The sequence below is a fragment of the Rhizobium tibeticum genome (assembly GCF_900110205.1).
Lineage (GTDB): Bacteria > Pseudomonadota > Alphaproteobacteria > Rhizobiales > Rhizobiaceae > Rhizobium > Rhizobium tibeticum.
This window is the reverse complement of the sequence record NZ_FOCV01000051.1, coordinates 1-22,383: the sequence shown is the minus strand read 5'-3', so window position 1 is coordinate 22,383 and position 22,383 is coordinate 1. Positions and strand designations below refer to the sequence as shown.

Sequence of the window (22,383 nt, the reverse complement as noted above, 5' to 3'; positions counted from 1 at the left end):
CTGCGGATGGCGTCTTTCGCTGGCCTTTCATCCGTTAAGTTTACGATGCCAGCGGGACTATCCCGCCGCTACCGTGGCCGACTTTTGCACCGCCGCTCTCACGGGACTTGAGGGCAGGCAAACCAGTCCACAATCTTGTCGGATGTTGGACAATGGCGAACATGCGACATGGTGGCCGAAAGTCATCTTATTGAATATAAAGCAGTTTTTGTTTGGCGCAGTATATGCAACGTCGTCGGCAAAGCCTTATGGACTGAGAGAACGAGCACTCGATACAGTTGAATTCGAGTGACGTGCTAATGCCAAACTAAATGGAGCCGATTGGATTGGCCCAGAATCAAATCGGAAAACGCACTCAGAAAGGGAGAATAAAATGACCTTGCACATCAGTTATGCCAACAAGGAAATAACAGATCATGCTCGTGCATCGCAGTCAGCAAGTGCGGCGCTCGCCCAGGGCACGCAATATTCCCTGTTACTCAAGAACCTGTCGGCTCAGCCCTGGACGTTCTATGTCTATCAAAAGATGCCGCAGCCGGTTGCCAATGTCTTCTCGCTGGCATGGTTTTGCTCTCCATATCAAATCCGCGTTGGCAACCAGATCAAATTCACCTGGGAAATCGACTATAATTTCGTCTGGAGCGACACCGGGCAGCTCATCCCCGGTGTGGATTTCCTCGCCTCCGGCGACCAGGACTGCAGCCCCAGCGGCAAAAACACGACCACGTTTTCCTTGACTGAGGGGCCGGGCCTGAGCAACCCGGTCAAGGGCGATCCGGCCGGGTCCATGGTCATCAACGACGCCGCGAATGTGCCGAACAACCGGTTCTCGGTCGGCATCGGAATGTCCGGAACAGGAACCTACGTCGTTCAAGCAGGCACCAATCTGCAGCACACGTTCACGCCGACGCCAAGCTACTGGATTGCGGCAGGAACGAATGTGAGCATCGGCACGGTCCTCAGCATCAACACCATCACCCAGACGAACGAAGCGAAATTCCCCTCCGCCGTCTACAATCTCGTGGGCGTGCTGCAGGAGGACAATACCTGGGATATCAATCCGGCCTAACGGCCGGGTGGATTGGCTCCGCTCCGCAACCGGTGCGGCGGAGCCGCGGGGAGTGGGGTGCCTGCTCTTGACGGCAAAGCGCCGCTCACGACCGAGGCGCTCCGTTTCTTACAAACGCACCTTCATCAAGGGACGCAACAATGTTTGTAGGACCTCCTATCGGTGCCGTGTGCCCTTTTGCGGGCCAAGTCGATCCCGTCTCGGGTTCCCGCAACACGATCTGGGCCAACGCGGCCTGCGCAACCTCCGGCGCGACGGCGGGAACAAAGGCCGACGCCCCTCTCAGCTACGTCGAGTCCCAAGGCTGGATGCTTTGCGACGGGCGCTATCTAAGCGCGGGCGCCTATCCGGAACTCTACGCCGTGCTTGGGGGGCTCTATGGAGAACGGAATGCGGGGACGGATCTGGAGTTCCGTATTCCCGACTATCGCGGGCTATTCTTGCGCGGCTTCGATGCCGGCGCGGGGATGGACCCTGATGCAAAACAACGGTTGGATCCGACCGGCAACAATGTCGCAAACGTTGTTGGGTCGCTCCAGTGCGATGCCATGCAGATCCATTCGCATTCCTACGAGGTGACGACACCGTCGGGCATTTCTCAGCAGGGGAGTGCCGCTGGAACGTCCATTTCAAGCAAATCTACAGGTTCACCGGAATCCCCCGCGCGCACGGCCTCTGAAACGCGTCCCAAGAACGTTGCCGTCAATTACCTCATCAAGTTTCGGTAAGTCGGGAAAAGATTGCACAAAGTCTTTTCCTTTCATGCAGTGCAACGGGCAATGGATCGCAACTGATCGATCCGCAAAAGAGGAGAAATTGTAATGCCTGCAACAGTAAGAATGTTCGGATTCGTTTCGGCTTTTGCGCTGGCCGTTACCGCGGCACAGACGGTCGCGGCTGCGGAGCATCACAAGGCCAAGGTCGGCGTAAATCCCGTCACAACCGGCGTGGTCATCCGCGGCGTCACGCTTGCCGGCCCTGTCGGTGTTCCGGGCACGCCAACAGGCAAGACATGCGACTTCAGCGGCGAGCCCGTGGATCCGTCCGGGCGTATGGAAGGGGCAAGCGTCAACTGCAGGCCAAATGGCAATCTGGCCAATACGCTGCCGGGGCTGCCCGCACGCTTCAACGCCTATTGCATGATCAAGGCACCGGTCAAAAGCGCGAGACTCATTCAAGCGTCTCGACCGGATAATGCCAACCACTGCGATCTCTCCGGCATCACTCTGAAGGACGCGACAGGCCAATTTGGAGGCGCCGTCTGGCGATAAGCAATGGCCGGTGAACCCGCCGGCGGAGCCATAGCATCTGGGGCACATCCTATCACCCAGGAGATATGGATGTGCCCTGATCGCTCAGGAGAAGCTGAACTGCTGTTTGCTCTGGTCCGTAGTGGAGCCAATCCGTGTCACAACAGGTCGACTTCTCCCCGCCGCTCGAGATAGCCCGGGTCAGACCATTCGACATTCGCGATTCCGCACAGATCTACTGGTCGCGTCAAATTCTGCTGCCGCTTTCATACAACACCAATGCACGGTACTGTCGCGCTTAAGGCCCCTGAACATTAAAGGGGCACAGATATACGGTACGCCGATCATAAGGTGAACGGGATGGGTCGGAAGCCGCTATCGTCGAGTGCGGGCTTTTCTTCCCATAGGTAATCACCGGTGAGATTTACATGCTCCCACGAGAGCGGCGACAGGCTGGTCAGCAGGGGCTCGGGAACTGGCTGCCCTGTATTTCGAAGGGCATCGACGACACGGCCGGTATAGATCGTGTTCCAATGGATGATGGCGGTGACGACCAGGTTGAGGGCCGACGCTCGGATTGACAAGTTTTCCTGGCTTCTATCGCGGAACCGGCCGAGACGATGGAGATTGACAGCACGCACGAGACTATTGCGGTTATTCAGCTCTGCTGTTGTTGTCTTCCGAAGATCCTCGTCATTGATCCAGTCGAGCGTGAACAGGGTCCGCTCGATCCGGCCCATTTGACGCAGTGCCTGGGCGAGACCGCTCTGCCTCGTGGTCGCCGACAATCGCTTGAGCATGAGCGAGGCGCAGACGGTGCGGGTGCGCAATGAGGTCATCAGGCGCAAAATATCGTCCCAATGCGCCCGGATCAGGTCGGCGTCGATGCGGTCGCCTATGACATTCTGCAGAATGCCATAGTGTTTTCCAGGCCTAAAGCCATAGAGGCATCGTCCATCGAGATCGGGAATGCGAGGCACGAAAGCAAAGCCAAGCGCATGGCAGAATGCGAAGACGAGATCGCTGACGCCGCCGCCATCGACGTGATGGCGCGCGATGTCGAGACCTGCATCGGTTTCAAGAAGAGCATCGAGAACATGGACTGCTTCGCTCGCCGTCGCAGCAATGATCTTTGTGTGGAACGGGGCATAGCGGCCCGAGATCGCCGTGTAGAGTTTTATGATCGGGTTGGTTCCGTAGTGACCATTGACACCGCCAGCGACTTCGCCGCCATCGCCAAGATGGATATGCTGTCCATCGGAGGAGGAGACGGTGTGCAAACCAAAGACGGCCGCGCACGGGGCGGCATGTTGCGCCTCGACGAGCCTGGCGAGCGCTAGGGTGAACGTCTCCTCCCTGAAGTGCCATAACGACATCTGCTGCATCTGGCGGCGTGTGATGCCGGGACAGGCGAGCGCCATCTTCGAATAGCCGAGATTAGTGGCTTCGGCGATGATCGCTGCATAGAACACACGCATGTCGTTCGGCGTCCGTCCGGTCTGAAGATGCTCGAACAGCGAGCTGAAACCGGTCATTCGATCGATGTCGGCGACGAGGTCCGTCAGCCGAATCGTTGGCATGAATGCTGCCACTCGTTTCGCGAATGCGAGTGCGGCTTCGGTCTCGGCGGTTTTGACAGCGGGAACTCGCAACCCCTTTGCGCCGATGCGCGTGTCGCCCCGACCGGTCTCCAAACGGTTCGCTGCCTCGCGCAGTTTCTGGTCCAGTACTTCGGCTTTTTGAGCGAGATAGATCTCGACATCGACCGGAATTGCGACGGGGATGCGAGCCTCGGCCTTGATAATGGCATAGGTCTGGTGCGAGATCATGTCCTCGTCGAGCGCGCGGTAGGTGCGCGACCCTTTTATCCAGATTTCGTTGGCAGCAATCCGGTTCTTCAGTTCGACAAGGATGAAGAGTTCCAGCATTCTCTGATCGATCGAGCCGTCCGCTGCTAGGATTACCTTGATCCAGCGCTTGTCGACCAGATCGCGTGCGTTCGCAATCAAGGGCGGATTTGTCGAGCGACGGCCACCTTTTCCTGCGGCTTTCATTTGCATCACGGCGTCGATGAAGTCGCGGTTCTGACGGTTCCCCTCGAAGGTGAATGCTGTCAGGAACGGAACTGCGAACCGCCGGATGCGCGCATACTGAGCCGGCAGGTAGGCGATCAGATCGTCATCTTTGCGAGTACGAGAGACCGCTTTTGCAGCTGCGGTCGCCTGCATCAACTGTTCCCAGCTGCTGACAGAGTTGACCGCCTCGTCAAGGGAAAGCCCGGTTTCGCGTTTGGCAGAAATCGCTTCTCCGAAGCTCACGAAGAAATCCAGAGCCGATGTCGCCGATGAAGCATTTTCCAGTAGTTGCTTGTCGCGCTCAGCCTCTGCCTGCCGGAACGTCTTGCCAATCAGGACCTCGAACATACCGATCGCTGCATCAGTGAGCGCGATTTCCATCTCCAGAAGGAAGGCTGCAAGTGTTGCATGTCGGCGGCCGGACCGCATTTGCTCGAAATTCTGGGCGGTCAGGCGGCGACCTTCCTGTGCCATGCGGCGCACACGGTGGGCAGGGACGGCCATAAGCACATCTTTCGAAAGCCCGACATGTCGCACGGCCTCAAGCCGATCAATTAATCCGCGCATGGCGGCTTCGCCGGCTTTTCCGGGTGGCTCGCGTAACCATGAGATCCCACTTTGGCGGACACGCGGTCTCATAGCCAACAGGGTCTCCATCCTGACGATCAGATCTGGAGGCAGTCTTGCGACAACATCGGCGAACAGCGCCTCCTCCGCCTCGGTGCAGGCTTGCCCGGCCAACCGTTCGATCACCGTGATGCCGGGAATGACGATACGCCGACGGCGCATCTCATCGGCGAGCGCCGTGACAACGAATTTGTCCTTGGTCGAAGCGATCGCCACACCTCGCGCGAAGGCAAGCAGGTCAGCCCGCAGGGGGTGGCTCAGTTCGCTGAACCCGTAGTTTTGACGTAGAATGGCCAGTTGTTCGTAGCGTGTGGGCGTTCTTCGTGCGAAATTTGCCAGCACCTCTGGTTCGATCCTGAGCTGCTCGGCCAGAAACGCGAGTGCGCTTTCCGGGATCACCTCCCCACGCTGGATCAGTCGTCCGGGATAGCGAAGGGCACAGAGTTGAAGGGCCAAACCCAACCGGGTATCGTCACGGCGGCGTGTTTCGAGAAGACGCTGGTCTTCGTCATTGAGGCTCCAATGGCGGATCAGGTTGTCGTCATCAGCGGGCAGGGCGAGAAAATTTTGCCGTTCGGCGTCCGTCAAAATCATGCGGCGAGGCATCGGTACTCCGTCTGTCACAAAAAGATCGGAGATAGCCGTTCATGGAGCTTACATTGCAAGACGGGTTATGTGACAATCTACAGGCTTTGGCGCTGCCAAATGAAAATTGTCACATAGACGGACGTATAAATGACAGCTCTGATCGGATATGCGCGGGTGTCGAAAGCCGACGGCAGCCAGGTCCATGACCTCCAGCGCGATGCGCTGATCAAGGCCGGCGTCGAGGTCGATAACGTCTATGAGGATTTCGCCTCGGGCAAGAAAGATGATCGTCCCGGTCTAGCGGCTTGCTTGAAGGCGCTGCGCGCTGGCGACACGCTCGCCGTCTGGAAGCTTGACCGTCTCGGCCGTGACCTGCGTCACCTCGTCAATCTCGTGGACGACCTCACAAAGCGGAACATCGGTCTGAAAGTACTCGCAGGCGAAGGCGCATCGATCGACACTTCCACAGCGAACGGCCGGCTGGTGTTCGGAATATTTGCCGCTCTTGCCGAATTTGAGCGGGCACTGATCATCGAGCGGACCAAAGCAGGCCTAGCGGCAGCCCGAGCGCGTGGCCGGAATGGTGGAGCGCCGTTCAAAATGACGCCCGCGAAATTACGCCTTGCTCAAGCAATGATGGGAAAACCTGAGACGAAGGTGGCCGATCTCTGCGCAGAACTCGGCATCACCCGTCAGACCTTATACCGGTTTGTAGGTCCCAAGGGTGAGTTGCGGGGCGATGGTGAACGTCTGCTCGGACGGAAAAAGATCACTTTGGGAGTAAGAAAATGAAAGAATTGGAGGGAGGGCGAGCAGGGCAAATTTGGCGCGACGGAAATACCGTCAGGAGGCCATCTGGTCCTTGGACGCTGACAGTGCATAGGTTTTTGCGCCATTTGCAAAACAGCGGCTTTTCTGCTGCACCAATTCCAGTCGAACTAACGCAACATCAAGAAACCGTAACTTACGTCGAAGGGCGCGTTTGTGAGCATTTGGCGGATCGATTTGTTGGTTCGGAGCGGATGCTACGCTCTGCAGGCGAGCTTCTGCGTAAATTCCATTCAGCTTCGCGTGGGTTCCTGGACGTTGATCGCGAGATCCAAACGTGGATGCTGCCGCCACAAGAACCTCCCGAGATTATCTGCCACGGTGACTTTGCACCCTACAATGTCGCAACTGAGGGCGATGTGGCTGTCGGGATCATTGATTTCGACACCGCACATCCAGCGCCAGCCTTATGGGATCTGGCATACGCAGTTTACAGATGGGCGCCATTGTCTGACTATTCCAACCAAGGCGTTGTGTTCGATGTCCGTGAACAATTGCATCGCGCAAGCATCTTTTGTGCATCCTATGGCGCGACAGCCGACGAAAAGCTCAGGCTTCCCGAGGCGATCTGCGGACGACTGCAAGCATTGGTGGATTTCATGCTTTCAAGAGCAGAAGCGGGAGACTCAACCTTCGTGGAGGACGTGGAGGCTGGCGACGCCGCCATATACCTCAGGGACATAGAGTACGTGCAGAAAAATCGTGATCGGCTGTTGTCAGCGCTCGGCTGACCAGAAATGAAAGCCATCCCGTATATCTGTGCCCCTTTAATGTTCGGGGGCCCTAATGGTCCATGGCACCAACGAGGTCATGAAACGCGGCGCCGAGCTTGGTGGCAACGCGCCGTTCATCGGTTTCAATGGCGCCTCGCGGCGAGTGAGAGCATAGCGGTCCGCCTCGGTAATCTTGGACTTGTGAAACCCTGAGTAAGGTGGCGTGGCCGAACCCCGCCACGAGGATCGCAGCATCTGCTGGCTCTTCTTATAAAGGGAGGGCCCGCCCGCTCCTATTTGGCCTCAAGGAATGCTCGAATTCGCTCTCCCGCCTGAGCAATGCTCAACAAGCCATCCATATGTCCTCGCGTACCTTCCAGTTCCACGAATTCGAGCGGCGTACCGTCTGATTTAATAATCGTTCCTGTCTCGCGCACTGCATCTCCAGGAAAGATAAGGTCTTCATCGGTATAGATCAGCATCACGGGTACATCGATATCCAGGAGCCCTTTGTAGAGGCTGCCTTTGGGCTGTCCAGCGACGAACAGCTGATTGGCGCGCGCGAGATAAAGGAAATGGTTCGCATCTGACTGGGCTACTCGTGCTGCGCCCGCCTCGTTTAGCTTAGTGACAACCTTATAATCATTCGCCCAACTCTGCCCGGGATCCCCATTCACGCCCAAATGTACCGTCGGTCCATTCTGCCGAATTTGCCTGCAACGTTAGGGTCTTCATCGCTTGAGCCAGCCCTGCATTCGGCGCCTGGCCTGTGTAATAATCTCCACCGTTCCAGTTTGGATCCAGTTTGATCGGCGACGCCCATACGTCCAGCCACGCGATAAGGTTCGCGTCTGCCCAACCAGAGGAAATGACCGGAATCACCCGCTCCAACTTGTCGGGATAGCGTGCTGCCCATTCATAGCTTTGCAGCCCTCCCATGGAGGCGCCCATGACAGCATGCCATTTCCCAATCCCCAGTTGCTCCATCAGCCCTTTCTGCGTATCAACGAAATCGCCGATTGTCATGATCGGGAAATCCATACCCCAAGGCTTTCCTGTTTTGGGATTAGTCGTCGCCGGGCCGGTGGTGATGACATTCGGATCGTTGGCACCGAGATTGACCGGTGTGTCGACCGGCACAACAAAGTATTTATCCGTATCAACGGGCTTGCCGGACCCTATGATCGCATCCCAATAGCCGGCGCTTACATCCGCCTCCTTATATTTTCCCGCCGCGTGACTGTTTCCGCTGAAATAATGCGGAATCAGGATGGCATTATCCTTGGCGTCGTTCAGCGTGCCATAAGTTTCATACCCCAGCCGCATTTCGGGAACCGTCCTGCCTCCACGTGTTACGAAGTTTTTCAGGGTAAATTCCCGCTTTTCAACCAATGGCTCGTACGCCAATGCAGGGCCGGCCATCATGGCAATAGTGATGAGTATTTTCAGACGCATTTACTTCTCCTTGGTCGGATTACCAACGAAACAAAGCGGTGGCCTCAGCCTTCCAAAGCCCTATCCTAGTCACTGGATTTCACATTGATCCAGGTCAAAACGTCTCAGCTTCTAAGGGGCTTATTCGCCGCTGTAGGATCATGTCGCGGCCAGACCGCGGCGACTTCTCAAGAGTAATACTCTGGTGCCTTCTTGAAGGCCGACCACGCATCCGGGTCGTGACCGGTGACGACGTTTGCCCCCGTCCTTTCCGCGATTGTGCGCAGCTTCTGTACAGAGCGAACAGTATCCACCGTCGATGCGAGGAAGCCCGGCAGCGCCTTTTCTTCCCAATGGTCGAGTGTGTAGGCGGCATCGATCGTCAGAAGCAGCTGCTCGCTGCTGGGAAGGCGGACGAGAAAGGATTGATGGCCCATCGCATGGCCAGGACTGAAGATCGTCGTCAGCGTTCCGTCGCCATAAACATCATAAAAATCGTCTTGAGTGCCGTTCAAAAACTGCCATTTCAGACCCGGGCGATCGAAATCCTTGCGGATATAGCCGCCATCGGCAAACCAGTCGGGCGTGAAGGCATATTCATATTCGGCCCTCTGCACTATATGCCTGGCATTCGGAAAGCGGCCGATCGCGCCGGTATGGTCGAGATGCAGGTGGGACTGCACGACGTATTTAACATCCGCCGGATCGAAGCCGAGAGCTTTAACCTGATCGACGCAGCCTTTGTCCTTGTCAAGAACGGGCCAGTACACGTCGCAAATACCGCCCCAATGGCCGCGGGGGTCCGTTGCCACTTCAATGGCGTTGCCACCGTCGATGATCGTGTGACCGTCGGGATGGGTGATGAGGTAAAAGGGAACCGGGATCTCGTAATCCGCACCATTTCCCTGATTCATTTTGATGTTGTGCACTTTGCATTTCAGGGTGCCGGACTGAAGCATGTAAAGTCGGATATCCGTCACCTTGGACCTCCCGTGGTGATATGAACGATGAATTTCTGCGGAAAGCTTCAGAAGGCTTCCCGATAAAGGGCAAGCGCGTCTTCTTCCCGGACTTCGACTGGATTGTTGACGAGAAGGCGGGTTTGTTTCATTGCGTCTGCGGCGAGCATGGCGAGACTGTTGTCGGTTACACCTACATCGCGAAGCCGTCGCGGCGCGCCGCTTTCATCCATCAGCACCTGCATATGGGCAACAAAGTATTCCGAACGGGCAGTGGCGTCGCCGCTTCCCGTGAAGCCAAGCACATTGGCAAGCTCGGCGTAAAGCGGGGCAGCCTCCTGTGCATTGTAGCGAAGGACTGGACCGAGCATCAGAGCGTTCGAAAGACCATGCGTAATGTGATAATGTCCACCGAGCGGATAGGCCAACGCGTGGACCGCAGCCACCGGGGAATTGGAGAAAGCCTGGCCCGCAAGCATTGCACCGAGAAGCATGCCTTCGCGAGCATCCCGATTTGTCGGCTCCTTGCAGGCAGCGATTAGATTGCTGCCGAGAAGCCGCAACGCCTCACGCCCAAGCGCGTCCGAAAGCGGGTTTTTCTTATGCTTACTTGTATAGGCTTCGATGGCATGCACCATCGCATCGATGCCGCTTGCTGCGGTGTGAACCTGCGGCAAACCAACGGTCAATTCCGCATCCAGGAGCACGAAATCCGCATAGAGTTGCGGCGACACGATTCCCATCTTGGTCGTCTCGCCGGTGGTGATGATGGAAATGTTGGTGACTTCCGAACCTGTGCCCGCAGTTGTCGGAACGAGAACCAGTGGAACACGCGCCCCCTGAACTTTGCCGATGCCATACATTTCGGCGAGCGGTTGTGCCGACGACAGCAGCACCGCCGCGAGCTTTGCTATGTCCAAGGACGAGCCACCACCGAGACCAATCACAATATCGGCTGCGACTTGCCGCGCCTCCTCGACACAACCATACAAAACGCTTTCCGGTGGATCGGGCACAACCCTGTCAAAAATCGCCACACTGCAACCAGCCGCCTCCAGACTGGCGGCAATGGGCGCAATCAACCCAGCCTTCACAAGGCCCGCATCGGTGACCAAAAGCACCGTGCGCGCAGCAAAACGCTCAGCGATGAGTCCACCTAATCGCTTAGCTCCGCCCCAAGCCATCTCCATGGATGGGACAGTTCGAAACTCGAATGGATTGATCGTCATTAACTCCTCCCTTATCGTCAGCCGCTTAAGCGATGGCCGAGCACAGATATTTGATTTCCAGATAGTCATCGATTCCGTAACGGGAGCCTTCCCGTCCGAGGCCGGACTGCTTGACGCCGCCAAATGGCGCTACCTCGTTCGAGATCTGACCGGTGTTGTGACCCACCATGCCGTATTCCAGCGCTTCGGCCACTCGCCATGTTCGGCGGATGTTTTCAGTATAGAAATAGGCAGCCAATCCGAATTCCGTATCGTTGGCCATAGCGACCGCCTCTTCCTCTGTCTCAAAGCGGAAGAGAGGCGCGAGTGGCCCGAAGGTTTCCTCGCGGGCGATCTTCATCGCCTGTGTCGCTCCTGTCAGGACAGTCGGTTCGAAGAATGTCCCGCCGAGGCTGTGTCGCTTGCCACCTACGACCACTTTCGCGCCCTTCCCGATCGCATCGCTAATATGGTCCTCGATCTTGGCGATGGCCTCAGCTGTCGCTTGCCAGTTAAAAGTGAGAATGTGGCCGTTTCGGCCGGGTCTAGCATTTAAAGCTGAGAATATAAGCGGCCGAATTCTCAAATTAACTGCAACTGCGAAGACGCCATAGATCGGCATGTATGGGTCATGATCTCTTCGATAGCGCCGCTGAAGCGCACTTTGTTCCCACCCATCATATGACCACGTAGCATTCGCAGCATCTCCGGACCGGCACGCTCGACGATGGCTACTCCGGCCAGTAGAGCTGGCCGCAGATGAAGTGGCAGGATTGGACTTGCCGATGTCGGCAGGCTCGTTCGTTCGACGACATTATCGAGATCTGGAATGATTGCGTCTCGCCACCCGTCGCATCAGCAGAAGGCGCGCTATCTCTGCCGGCGATGTCCAGGTTCGGACATCGCGCTCGGCCTCATCGTCGAGGAGCCGTTCTCCTATGAGAGCAGTCCGGTGGTAGCGGGCAAAAGTAGAGGGGCGGACATGCTTGCCTGCGTGCCGGAGCGGGCCGTCGCAAAGCGGACAGGTGATACGCCAGCCGAGAAGCTGGCTTCGAAGAACCGGCCCCGGTTCGTGATTTGCCGAGTGACAGCATGAGCACAATTGTACCGGTTCCTTGGCAATCAGGCGCCGCGACGATTGTGACATATTCGCGAAGGTCGTGCGGCGGACCGTGGTCGTATCCGCGGAAAACATGCGTGCGACGCGGAAGACCTGATCCTCATTGAGATAGAGATCAGCGGCGCGCAGGGATGACACCTCTGGAAGGCAATGCCGAAGCATAGCGAGGGGAGGGACCGCATAGAACTCGGCATGCCGACCGATCCACGACGACAGAAGCTCATCGGTTCGGGGAGCCAACGTTACCGGCAACAGTCGAGAAGGCCTTCCCGTGTCATGCGAAGGCGGCTTCCGCATCAAACTCTGGCTCCCATTTCTCGATGGCTGCGTCCGTTATCCTTTCTTGGCCGCTTTCGATGGCCTCGATGGCAAGTGAGTTGATAATGTGAAAGATATTCGCAGTGATGCCTTCAGTGATCTGTAGCATTCGCCGCAGCGATTTTACCGTTAGAACCGATGGTAGGCGCAGCGGCGTGTTGCGCAGGATCAAGGCGATCAAGATTTCGAACTGCTCGTTGGCGGCCCAGCGGCTCAACGTAAACTGCTCGAAGCGGCGGGCCAATTGAACATCGCCGCCGATGGCTTCGCGGGCGTCATTAACCCCGAAGCAGACGAGAGAGATCTGCAGGCGGTTACTAAGAAAGCGCAATGTGTTGAGGACAATACGCTGCTCGCGATAGGTTCCGGCGAGAATATTATGCACTTCGTCGATCACAAGAACTTGCACACCGATCGCTTCCATGATCCGCAAAGCGGCCTGCTCCATCTGCGCAATATCCGTGCGCGGCCGCTGCGGTGCGCCGAGCAGGGTCAGCAGTTCGGCGTAGAACCGCCGCTCGCCTGGCCGGCTGGTCATCTCCATGGCCAGAACCGGTGTCTTCACCTTACCGGTAACCGAATTGAAGCTGGGCGGGTGCTGGTCGCGGAAGCGTTTCATGATCATCGTCTTGCCCATGCCGCTGTCGCCATAAATGGCGATGGATGGCATTCGGGTTCCACGTGGATGGTCGAGCAAGAGATTCAGCCGATCGAGCGCCTGCTTGGCACGCGGATAAACAAGCCACCGGCGCGATCTGATCGCGCGGATCCGCTTTTCGTCGGCTTCCGCAATCAGCGCTGCGGCGCTCGCGGTCAGGTGGGAGAGTTCGGTGTTCATGGCAGCTCACTCCGTGTCCTCTTCAAAGTCCACAGGTTTGCTGGAGTCGACCCCGCGAAGCGAGCCCCATCCACCGTCATCCACCCCCGTTTTTGGGCTGCCTGGACGGCCGCTTCGCGAAGCCGCCGTCTTCTTGACCGCTGCGTCCACCAGTTTGCGCTGCTCAATCGCGGTGCCGACAATGGTTTGGGTACTGACTTCCTGTCGTCCTTTCGCGAGCAGCGCACGTCGCGCAGCCAGCGCTTCGTGCAGTGTCACCGACGGCAAGGTAACGTCGGCATAGCGGGCTTCCACGAAGTTTCCCGATGGCCGCCGGACGAAGACACGAGCCATGTCCCGGGGGTCGTATTTGACAAGCAGGCGCCGGTTCGCGCGCCCGACGTCGGCGCTGAGCGCAGCTGACCAGTAACGCAGTCCAAACAGATGAATTCCGGTTGGCCGCAACGTGCGCTCCTGCTCGGGCAGGAACGTCAGCCAAAAACGCATTCGATCTTGTGGCAGCCGAAGCGGAATCTGGCCTTCGTGCTCGCGCCACACGGCAATTGGCGGACGGCCCAGGCTGCTGTGGATCGACTGATGGTAGGAGCCGACGATGTCGAGGGCGATGTAGCGCTCGAGCTCGCGCAAGGTCAGCGCCGCATGCCGCTTCGAATCATACTCGCCAAGCTCCTGCGCGTTGCTGAATGTGGTACCTGGCAGCAGGTGGAGTTTTCCCATCTGTGTCCCGATCAGGCGCTCGATGTGGCCACCGAAGCGCGGCTCTGCCGGCGGGCGCCAGTCGATCGCAATGCCGGCATCCTCGCACCCTCGCTTGAAAGCATGACTCCTGAAGTCGGCTCCGTTGTCGACATGCAATGTCTCTGGCAAGCCGGCGACGGGCCATGCTTCGGTGATCTCGCGCTCCCGTAACCAGGCCGATTTGTCGAAGACGGATTGTAGCAAACAGAGACTGGTCGACAGCCGGGAAGGAGCGTCCATCGTGAGGTAGAAACCCGTCACCATGCGACTGCAGACATCCATCGCGAGCGTCAGCCAGGGTCTGCCGATTGGCTGCCGGGTTTCCTCGTCGACGACGAAGACATCCGCCTTCGTGTGATCGACCTGTACGACCTGCAACGGCCGGGAGGCAGCAAACACCCCAGGAACGGCCTGCGTCTGCTTGACGATGTCTTTTTCGCCGCGGCGTTTGGCGCGCTTCTGCAGGTCGATGTCTTCGAGACGAGCTTTAATCGTTCGGCGATGGGGCGGTTTGAGCCCAACCGACATGCAATTCGTTTGCACATCCCGGACCAACTGTGAAACTGGTGGACGATTTCGTTTCAGGTAGTATCGGCTGATCGTCGTGCGGATGATCTCTTCCCGCTTGTCATCCAGGACCCGGTGGCCCTCTGGACGACCGCGCTTGCGGTCCACCAGCGACATGACCGTCCCACCGGCGCGAAACAGCTTGATAAGGCGGTACGCGGTTGCCCGACTGATTTCGAGTTCGGTCGCAAGCAGTGCCACATCCGCGGCTGTCATTTTGCCAGCTCGATGCCTCAGGAATTCTCGCACAGCTTCTGCGCGCCGGCACGCTTCATTCCAAAGCGCTTCATCGACCTCGTCGGGAAATGGGTCACTCATTGCGGAAACACCGTCGATTATGTGTACCGCCTGATTCTCACATTAGGTGCCAAAATCCAAGTCTAATTCTCAAATTAAGTGCCTGTTCTCGAATTAAGTGTCACGTCAACCAATTGAAATTATTGGTGCACATTCTCACGATTAAATGCCAAGCGACAGAAGCTCCATTTAGTTTCAACCAAACCAGCCTCGCTCGTCCGTCCCACATCGGCTTGCGCTGCGACGGCGGGGCAGGGAGGAGGCCCCCCCAATTGACGGGACCGAATGCGTTTCCCCGACCACTCCGGTGACATGAAGAGAGGCCGCGTAAACGGCCTCTCTTCATCGTTCCTCCACACGGCAGATCACATGATGGCTACCGTCCAGCGATGGCCTGAAGCGGTACCTGCAACAACCGTACCACTAGCCAGAATCATCTTATTTTCTCCTTTGCAAGGGTCGAGCCCAACGTGTTCCGTTGCCCACGGAGAGCGATCGGTAACCGAGACAGTTCTCTCAGGGGGGAAAGGGTGCCGCGAGCCCGGAACCGAAAGGTTGTGGAGGTCCTATCGTCCACGATCTTGACTCCCGGGAGGACGAAGCAGCGCATGGAGGTGTTCCATGTGACTCGTTAACCACCCGCTTCGCGTTCTCGTCGTCCGCAGCCCCTTGCCGAGTTCCTCGGCCAAGCCCCTTCACGCCCTTGATCCGTTGCGCTTGAGGCGATCCGCGGCGAGCGGACGACTGCGGAACTCGCGACGAACCACCAGCTTTCAGCCGCACCAGATCACGCAGTGGAAACGGCAAGCCATCGAGAATCTGGCCATGTCGTTCGACGACAAGGGTGCTCATACGCAGATCGCCCCGGGAAGCCGAGGTGAGGTCGGAAGCGGGCCACCGCCATCATGTCGAGTCGGACTGTCCGCGCTGTTCGCTCAGAGCCTAATGTCCTTCAAGCTGGCGATTTCGATCCCTTCAGCCCCGAAGGCCTCGCTGACATTGATCTTCCCCAGGCGGTCCCACTTCTTCGCCACCCCGAAGTCGAGGTCCAACTGGTCCTCTATGTCAGCGATCCGACATTGGCGCAGTTCGAAACGGCCCGGATCGATGGCCTCCTCGGGTAGTGACGCGATCAGGTCGGACTGATCGAGCACGAAGCCCACCGCACCCGGATCCTCTGTCCCGTCGCGCCAAATCACTATCTTGTAGAAACTCAGCGGCACAAGTGCGTCGTGTAGCGGCTTGTCCTGCTCACCAAAGATGGGGCCGTTGAAGACCGTCAAACGGGCACGCTGCGCTTCCCCCTGCTCGGAGATGAAGTTTTCCAGGTCTCCCCAGAGGTCCAGCCCGGCACCGGTGTATTCGTCCGGCCGGTTGAATAAAAAATATTGTGGAGCCGAGTTGGTGTAGAAGAACGTGTCGTCATTGGCGGCAACGGCATCCTCGAATGTGTCACCCCAAGCGACATCGTCCCGCCGTGTCAGGTGTCCCCTGTCGTAGTCATTGTAGTCATAGAAGCGGTCGCCGAGCTGATCCGCGAATTCGATCCGCGGGTCCTTTCTCCAGGTGCTACGACCATCCTTCCGGCCTGCGGTTTCCTTCGCAGCGAAGTTCAGATTGCAGGCCGATACATAGGCCAGGCGCCGTTTCGCACAGAGGATGACGCTGTAGTTGTGATAGCGCAGTTCGGTCCGATCATCCGGTCGAGCGGGCCGGGGAACGACTAAAGCACCACCACCGAATTTCGACTCTGCCTTGACCTTGGGCAAGGAAACGGAAACTCCCAGGAACTTGCGGGCGTAACCATCGCGATCGGCGAAATCCTGCGCCTCTAATTTCTTTTCGAGCAACTCGGCCGGAAGTCGCGGGCGCGGCTTTCGTGCCGGTGCGGACCGATTGCCGACCCGGCCTAGAGAAAGGGTTATCTTCAGCGGGACCTCGATAGTGGCCGACGGCACCCATCTGTCCTTCGATATTTCCCGGTCGGGACCGCTGCGTCTCCCGGACGACACTTCGCGAACGTCTTTGGTGGGATTCAGCTTGTCCACGACGCTCTCGGGGACCCGGATAGCCGCGAAGGTTTCCATGGATGCTGTGGCCGACATGGCTTCATTCAGGTAGGCTCGCTTCTCCTTTTCCAGGGGCGCGCTTTCGATCGCTGCAACGAGGCTGGAAATCCGCACGGCCTCATTCGCGACCCATTTGATTTCCTCGACAGAGTGCTGCTCCTTGTCCCAGATGCGGTCATCTTTTCTGAGCCAGTTCCCTTGGCTGTCGATCGCGGGCACGCCGCTATGGTGAAGCCCGACGACCTCCCATCCATCATTCATCACAGGTGCCCCTGAGGAGCCTTTCTCCGTATTGCCTTCATAATGCAGGAACGGTCCGAGGCCTTCGGCGGCAGTCCTCATATCGAGAACCCGGTTGTTGCGGATCACGACCTGCTTTTCCCGGCCACGGGGATGCTGGACGATGTTGAGGTAGTCCTCCTCCGAGATCGTGATCTTTCCCTGGGCGCCATTGAGCGGAAGCCATCCGTATGTGGAAATCTCGACGCCTTGGGTGCTTTTCACAGCAACCGCCACGAGCGCGTAGTCGAGCGTGTGGTCATTCAGGAAGAAGCGCTTCGGCTCGAGCGCGAACTCCTGAGGCTGCTTCACCGGACCGAAGCGGTTCTGCTCGTAGTCCATCTGAACGACGCATCGATCCGCAAGCTCCGCCGAGGTGAGGACGTGCTCATTGGTCAGAAGCAATCCCGGACCGACGAGGAAGCCAGTGCCTCGTGCGCGAAGGATTCCCTTAGCACGCATAAGCACGCGCCCGACACTTCGGGCGGCCGCCGAGCCCCGGTCCAGAAACTCCACGGAAAGAAAGTCGCGGGCACCCGTGATAACCTCGTGAACGATCTGGTCGCTGAGCTCTGCGATAGTCACGGGCAAGGGGCGCTCCACGAACTTCCTCAAGACGGAACTTTCCGGCGTGAGCATTCCCCCGCCGGACTTCCGGACATCGCTGATGATATTGTTCAATCGCGCAACCAGGCGATCCGGACTGTCCGCCGCCAGAACCTCATGTCTGGTCAGCGCGTCAGTGCGCGCTTCGCGAATCCTTGTGCGGTTCTTCCATCGCGCGGCGGCAGCCTCTGCATTCGCTAACAGCGCTCCATCGATTTCGTCATCCATCGCCATACCATCCTCCACGGTAACCGAACAAAAGGCATCCGATATCCTCGCAAACCTCATTTCTTCCTGGACTTTGACGCCCCACAGCGCCCGGCTGCGGCGAAGGCCAGTGCCTGCAAAGACGTCATGATCGTCACACAGGGATCCCAAAACTCCTTCTCGGTGTCGATGTCGATCCGCTGCCGTCACCTGTCAGGAGCGAGCCGGTCGGGTCTAACCGCTCACCAAGTTGGCGCCCGAGTTTCCTCCCGCGCACCTTTGCGATCGGCTTTATCAAGCGGCGGGACAACCGAGCGCCGTGTTGCCCACCCTCGTCAGCGTTGCGAGATTGTGGGGTCCCCACATGCGGTGAACTGGTTACAGGCTTGGCCGTTTCGGTTCCCAGGGAAGACGGATCCGCTTGAATTGGTCTCGCGGTGGTGATTGCCTGTTCGGTTAGGCTGTTCATGGAGGAACTCCTGCCCGTTCGTGCCATAGGTAGCTGTTTTCATCCAAGCAACTACCGCGCAGGCAACTGCCGCGCCAAACCGGAAAACTAATTAATTACAACAAACGATCACGCTGATAGCGCAGTGTCTCAATGTCGAAGTTGTCACAAAACGGACAACGCCTGCGACTGCCGAGCACCAGAACGCTTCAGAATGGTAGGCGGAAGTTCGCGGAGACGGAAGTCGTGCTGGCCAATACGCCGGATTTCGACCGCGCGATCGAAAAGTGCTGGGCTAGGCGCGATAAGCGACTGTCGACATGGATGCTGCGATTGCGGTCCGCGTCGGGGGCCCAGTCCGAGATCACGCCCTCAAGCGTGCCGTCGAACGCGAGACCCACGAACTCGCCACGCCCGTTCAGCGTCGCCGAGCCGCTGTTGCCGTTGGTGATGTCGACCGTGGACATGAAGTCGACCGGCAACGTGCCCAGCGCTGGCGCGACATAGGGGCCATAATCCTTGACCCGAATCGCGGCAACCACCGCATCCGGCGCATCGAACTCGCCCCTGCCAGTGTGCTTGGCCAGAAGTCCCTCGGCCGTGGGCGTTGGTGCACCGCTCAGCGACGGGTCATCATTCGGTCTTTGATGCGTACTTATTTCGTTGCTGCCGTCGGTGCCTCGCAACGAACGGATTTCGGGCGTCCGCAGGCGAGCATTCGGTTCAGTATGGTGACCCCGATCGCAGCCTCTGTCTGCTGCGACCGGAATGAACGAGCGTGCAAACGCGGCCCGATGATGCCCTTGTATCTGCCCATCGCCGTTTCGATCAGCGCCCGTTTGCCATAGCCGGTGGACGTCTGCCATTTCAGCCGGCCATCTGCCTGCATGGATGATATGTGGTCGTCTCTCTGGCAGGATGCTTGGACGTTGGGCCGTTCAACCGCGTTCGAGCGCGGTGGAATGACGACCCTTGCGCCTGCGCTGTGACGGAGAACTGCGTCGTAGGTTGGATAGCCATCATAGGCTCCATCGGCAGTGAACTGGTCGATCTCATCGTCGATCTGATCCAGCAACGGCTCCAGCTGCGAGGCATCGCCGGTTTCCTGATCTGTCAGACTATGTGCAATGATCTCGCCACTGTCGGCATCAACAGCCAGATGCAGCTTTCGCCAGCTGCGCCGGGACTTTACGCCGTGTTTTTCTTCCAGCCATTGGCCCGCGCCATAGACCTTCAATCCCGTGCTATCGATCAAGACGTGAACCGGCCCGTCCGCCACAGGTTGGCGGTCATTGCTTTTGCTCAATGGCTTCCAGGTTCTGGCCCTCCGGCTCAACGTGGTGTGATCGGGCACAGGCAGATCCAATCCCATCATGTCGAGCACCGAACTCAAAAGCCCTTCGCTCTGGCGCAAACGCAGCCCAAACACCATGCCCAGCATCAGAGTAGTTTCGATCGCCAGATCCGAATAGAGAGGCTGGCCACCACGCGTCCTGCGACGTGGGGCAGCCCATCCGATCAAAGCTTCCGGCGTTATCCAAACGGTCAAACTGCCACGGCGGCGAAGCGCCGCCTCATACTCCGCCCAGTTCGTCACTTTGAACTTCATTTTTCCGATGTGATGGCGGCGGGCGGCGTTATGTCTGTGCGGCATGCTGGATCAATCAACCTATTTTCGATCCGGCCGCATAGATGAAAAATGTTGAAATTTGATCCCTGCACCAAATTCTCGTTCATGGCGTATCGCTCTCCTTGAGAGGGTCTGGCTGGCTTCAATCACCCGCCTCGATACGCCGCCATTCTCAAACCGTCATCACCCATTTTCCACCATAGCTCGTTAATAAGGCGTGAAGAGCAGAACGTATTTCAACTCAACGCGTTCGGCCGACCGCTTTGCGACACGCCCCTCTAAGCCTTTCGGTTGCTGCGAGGAACGCGCCACGAATTGGCTCCAGGGTAATGGAGGGCACCGGTAAAGGGTGACTGTATTGCGTAACGATCACGCTCACGGGCTTCGCGTCGCGTTGGATCGCCGCTCGTCCATGGCTGTTTGTCACCATCCTCCATCTTATAACGAGCGTTCATCGTCTCGGTGCGCAGGGTTAGCGCAGTTTTTGCTGAAGCTTTGTCTTTGGAGTATACGAGAACATATTCTGTGGCAGTGGAAACATGAGAGCTGTCATTCTTAGGCGAATATGATTTTTGCCAATTAATGATCGCAATCCGATTTTCTTCGCGAAGATCTCGTCAAGCATCATACCTAGATGGAAAAGTTCATTATCGTCTATGCAAATAGCGAGAACACCAGAAGGCTTGAGCATTGCATACATCATGTGAAGGCGTGGCAGCATGGCCTTCATCCACTTGGTATGTCGTGAGCCATCTTCCAGTTTCACTATTTGACCAAGGTCCGGATCGTTAGGATCTTCGTCCCATTTGTCGTTGTACCTGAATGTTTGCCCCGTATTATATGGAGGGTCCGTGAGGATGAGATCAACCTGCCCCCGCTCCTTATACAAAGTCACCATTGCTTGAAGGTTTTCACCTTCGATGAGTAGATTTTTAACTTGCTCTTCGGGTTCTCCTACACAGAGATCCTTTTTAATAATTGTCTGCCGAGGGCGAACCTTCTTGAAAACTTCGTGCGAAAAACGTTTTCCATGGAAGTTTATAGATACTCCTCCATCAACCATCGAACGAATTATGTGAATAAGTTCTTCCTTAGACATAAAATCCAAAGAAGATTCCGGCGATATGATTTTTTTTGGCTCACTCATTATCGATGTTCTTCTTTGATTGTCTGTAATTTTTCATGATCATATCGAGAGTATTGAACTTTAATTGATTCTGGGAGGTCTGGCTTATTAGTTGCTGGGCTATTTACACGCCTGCTCTTCTGACAGAAGCATGAATGTCGTAAGCTCTTCAGCAGTCATTCGCTTGCTATTCAGGCGACCGCAAGCGTCAGATGCCCGACCGGATCAGCCGTAGGCCGCACCGTAATCTCGATATCGTAACCAAGACGATTCAGGGCATCCATCAGTTTGCGCTCTGACAGGTTGGCGAGATCGCCACGCAAAAGCGCTGAGACCTTTGGCTGAGGAAGCCCCATGCGCCGCCCGGCTTCCTCCTGCGTCAGTCCAAGCCTGCGCACGGCCTTTGTGATTTCGATCATTAGGCCGGATTTTACCTTGAGCTTGTCGGCGTCAGCTAGACCAAGATCGGCAAAAACATTGCCGGAGCTGGTCATGACCTCGATCCCATTAACGACGCGGGTTTGCATCTCTTATCTCCTTGGCTAAAGCCTCGGCCATCTTGAGCCGCGCCCGAACAACGTCCATATCCGCCTTCGGCGTGGCAATGCCGCTTTTGCTTTTCTTCTGGAAGCAATGCAGCACGAACACCGCTTCCTCGAACCTGACCGTGTAAAGGGCCCGGTAGGTGCCGCCCACATCGTTCTCGACCACTTCCAGTACGCCAGCGCCGCCAAAGCCCTTGAGGACCTTGGACGCGGGATGCTGTTCGCCGTGCTGCGCGAAATGCAGCGCGAACCCGACCGACTTCCGCACATCTGCCGGGAGCTGCATCAGGTCCTTGTGGCTGCTGCCAATCCACTCAAGCGGGCGTTCTTCCTGCTTCATATAAACCCTATACCTGTTCTGGTATATTTTTCAATCCCGATCATTCGGGCGATCACGCAAGCATGACAGCATGAAATCATGCAATCATGATTTCATTCAATCTTCGCTCTCGCGAACCACCTGATAATTGTATTTAGCACTGTTGCATGGATCAGACTTTGGACGAGGCAACCCTATCCACTGCATTTTTCATGCAACGCGCTCGAAGGCGATGTCACGTTGTTTGATCAACGGCCGAAAAGTCGCTTGTCGGTAAACTCAGGCAATTGCAGCGGTCACGGCTTTCCACTGCGCCATGGCGCGGATCCGATGAATATGGGTGGCTAGGGCTGAGTGTCTCTGGTGCGGCGCGACGAAAAGATTTCGGACTGCTGAAAAGACCGAGATGAAACGTTGCAAACCTCCGACGGATCGAAAGCCCTGCATCATCCGCTCTCGTTTTCGAAGCGGCACGTGAGAATTCTCTGCGCGATTGTTAAGGCCCTTGTGCGATCGATGTTCGAC

At 57.2% G+C, this 22,383-nt stretch carries 21 protein-coding genes and 1 pseudogene; 6 read left to right on the top strand and 16 right to left on the bottom strand.

Translation table 11 applies throughout. The annotated features are described in order from the left end of the window. From BSG20_RS37105 to BSG20_RS31200, 4 genes are all read left to right on the top strand, one after another. On the top strand, positions 1–292 hold a 292-nt coding region (locus BSG20_RS37105; RefSeq protein ID WP_210216961.1), incomplete at its 5' end, for a hypothetical protein. Between the two features lie 81 nt (positions 293–373). After that, on the top strand, positions 374–1,069 hold the full coding sequence (locus tag BSG20_RS31210) for a protein rhiA (protein WP_072381544.1): 696 nt from the start codon (positions 374–376) through the stop codon (positions 1,067–1,069). 140 nt (positions 1,070–1,209) lie between these two features. Beyond that, complete coding sequence (locus BSG20_RS31205; RefSeq protein ID WP_072381542.1) at positions 1,210–1,797, top strand: tail fiber protein; 588 nt, start codon at positions 1,210–1,212, stop codon at positions 1,795–1,797. Positions 1,798–1,890: 93 nt separating this feature from the next. After that, positions 1,891–2,340, top strand: a complete 450-nt coding sequence (locus tag BSG20_RS31200; RefSeq protein WP_072381540.1) for a protein rhiC — start codon at positions 1,891–1,893, stop codon at positions 2,338–2,340. Positions 2,341–2,663: 323 nt separating this feature from the next. Here the strand turns inward: BSG20_RS31200 and BSG20_RS31195 are convergent, their stop codons facing one another. Then, a complete protein-coding gene (locus tag BSG20_RS31195) occupies positions 2,664–5,627 on the bottom strand; it encodes a Tn3 family transposase (protein WP_072381538.1) in 2,964 nt (987 codons plus the stop codon). A 129-nt stretch (positions 5,628–5,756) separates the two neighbouring features. Here BSG20_RS31195 and BSG20_RS31190 point away from each other — a divergent pair, with 129 nt between their 5' ends. Both BSG20_RS31190 and BSG20_RS31185 read left to right on the top strand, forming a co-directional pair. Continuing rightward, the gene (locus BSG20_RS31190) at positions 5,757–6,401 is read left to right on the top strand and encodes a recombinase family protein (RefSeq protein ID WP_072381536.1); all 645 of its coding nucleotides are present in this window, start codon (positions 5,757–5,759) and stop codon (positions 6,399–6,401) included. Continuing rightward, complete coding sequence (locus BSG20_RS31185; RefSeq protein WP_072381534.1) at positions 6,398–7,168, top strand: phosphotransferase enzyme family protein; 771 nt, start codon at positions 6,398–6,400, stop codon at positions 7,166–7,168. Before BSG20_RS31190 ends, BSG20_RS31185 begins: the two co-directional genes overlap by 4 nt. Before the next feature lie 275 nt (positions 7,169–7,443). Here BSG20_RS31185 and BSG20_RS37980 read toward each other — a convergent pair whose 3' ends face one another. The 15 genes and pseudogenes from BSG20_RS37980 to BSG20_RS31115 form a co-directional block, all read right to left on the bottom strand. Next, positions 7,444–7,827, bottom strand: coding sequence for an alpha/beta hydrolase family protein (locus BSG20_RS37980; RefSeq protein WP_244541487.1), 384 nt, complete (start codon positions 7,825–7,827; stop codon positions 7,444–7,446). Next, positions 7,793–8,605 carry an alpha/beta fold hydrolase gene (locus tag BSG20_RS31180; RefSeq protein ID WP_244541486.1) on the bottom strand — a complete coding sequence of 271 codons (813 nt, stop codon included), beginning with the start codon at positions 8,603–8,605 and terminating at the stop codon, positions 7,793–7,795. The genes BSG20_RS37980 and BSG20_RS31180 overlap by 35 nt, the downstream gene beginning before the upstream one ends. Before the next feature lie 167 nt (positions 8,606–8,772). Further along, entirely contained in the window at positions 8,773–9,564 is a 792-nt protein-coding gene (gene attM, locus BSG20_RS31175) for an AttM family quorum-quenching N-acyl homoserine lactonase (protein ID WP_072381533.1), read from the bottom strand. Between the two features lie 47 nt (positions 9,565–9,611). Next, positions 9,612–10,772: an iron-containing alcohol dehydrogenase gene (locus BSG20_RS31170; RefSeq protein WP_072381531.1), complete on the bottom strand. Its 1,161-nt coding sequence runs from the start codon at positions 10,770–10,772 to the stop codon at positions 9,612–9,614. 25 nt (positions 10,773–10,797) lie between these two features. Continuing rightward, positions 10,798–11,247: pseudogene (locus tag BSG20_RS31165) on the bottom strand (aldehyde dehydrogenase family protein); the annotation flags it as partial. 318 nt (positions 11,248–11,565) lie between these two features. Beyond that, positions 11,566–12,168, bottom strand: coding sequence for a TniQ family protein (locus BSG20_RS31160; protein WP_244541485.1), 603 nt, complete (start codon positions 12,166–12,168; stop codon positions 11,566–11,568). Next, positions 12,146–13,027: a TniB family NTP-binding protein gene (locus BSG20_RS31155; RefSeq protein ID WP_072381529.1), complete on the bottom strand. Its 882-nt coding sequence runs from the start codon at positions 13,025–13,027 to the stop codon at positions 12,146–12,148. The genes BSG20_RS31160 and BSG20_RS31155 overlap by 23 nt, the downstream gene beginning before the upstream one ends. A 6-nt stretch (positions 13,028–13,033) precedes the next feature. After that, positions 13,034–14,548, bottom strand: coding sequence for a Mu transposase C-terminal domain-containing protein (locus tag BSG20_RS31150; RefSeq protein WP_244541484.1), 1,515 nt, complete (start codon positions 14,546–14,548; stop codon positions 13,034–13,036). A gap of 1,016 nt (positions 14,549–15,564) precedes the next feature. Next, a complete protein-coding gene (locus BSG20_RS31145) occupies positions 15,565–17,811 on the bottom strand; it encodes a DNA/RNA non-specific endonuclease (RefSeq protein WP_210216960.1) in 2,247 nt (748 codons plus the stop codon). A gap of 636 nt (positions 17,812–18,447) precedes the next feature. Beyond that, positions 18,448–18,924, bottom strand: coding sequence for a S46 family peptidase (locus BSG20_RS31140; protein ID WP_244541483.1), 477 nt, complete (start codon positions 18,922–18,924; stop codon positions 18,448–18,450). Then, a complete protein-coding gene (locus tag BSG20_RS31135) occupies positions 18,894–19,892 on the bottom strand; it encodes an IS5 family transposase (protein ID WP_072381523.1) in 999 nt (332 codons plus the stop codon). The genes BSG20_RS31140 and BSG20_RS31135 overlap by 31 nt, the downstream gene beginning before the upstream one ends. Positions 19,893–20,340: 448 nt before the next feature. After that, complete coding sequence (locus BSG20_RS31130; protein ID WP_072381521.1) at positions 20,341–21,015, bottom strand: DNA methyltransferase; 675 nt, start codon at positions 21,013–21,015, stop codon at positions 20,341–20,343. A 170-nt stretch (positions 21,016–21,185) separates the two neighbouring features. Next, a complete protein-coding gene (locus BSG20_RS31125; protein ID WP_072381519.1) occupies positions 21,186–21,521 on the bottom strand; it encodes a helix-turn-helix domain-containing protein in 336 nt (111 codons plus the stop codon). After that, positions 21,502–21,879: a type II toxin-antitoxin system RelE/ParE family toxin gene (locus BSG20_RS31120; RefSeq protein ID WP_072381517.1), complete on the bottom strand. Its 378-nt coding sequence runs from the start codon at positions 21,877–21,879 to the stop codon at positions 21,502–21,504. The genes BSG20_RS31125 and BSG20_RS31120 overlap by 20 nt, the downstream gene beginning before the upstream one ends. A gap of 258 nt (positions 21,880–22,137) precedes the next feature. Next, on the bottom strand, positions 22,138–22,383 hold a 246-nt coding region (locus BSG20_RS31115; RefSeq protein WP_143147562.1), incomplete at its 5' end, for a DDE-type integrase/transposase/recombinase.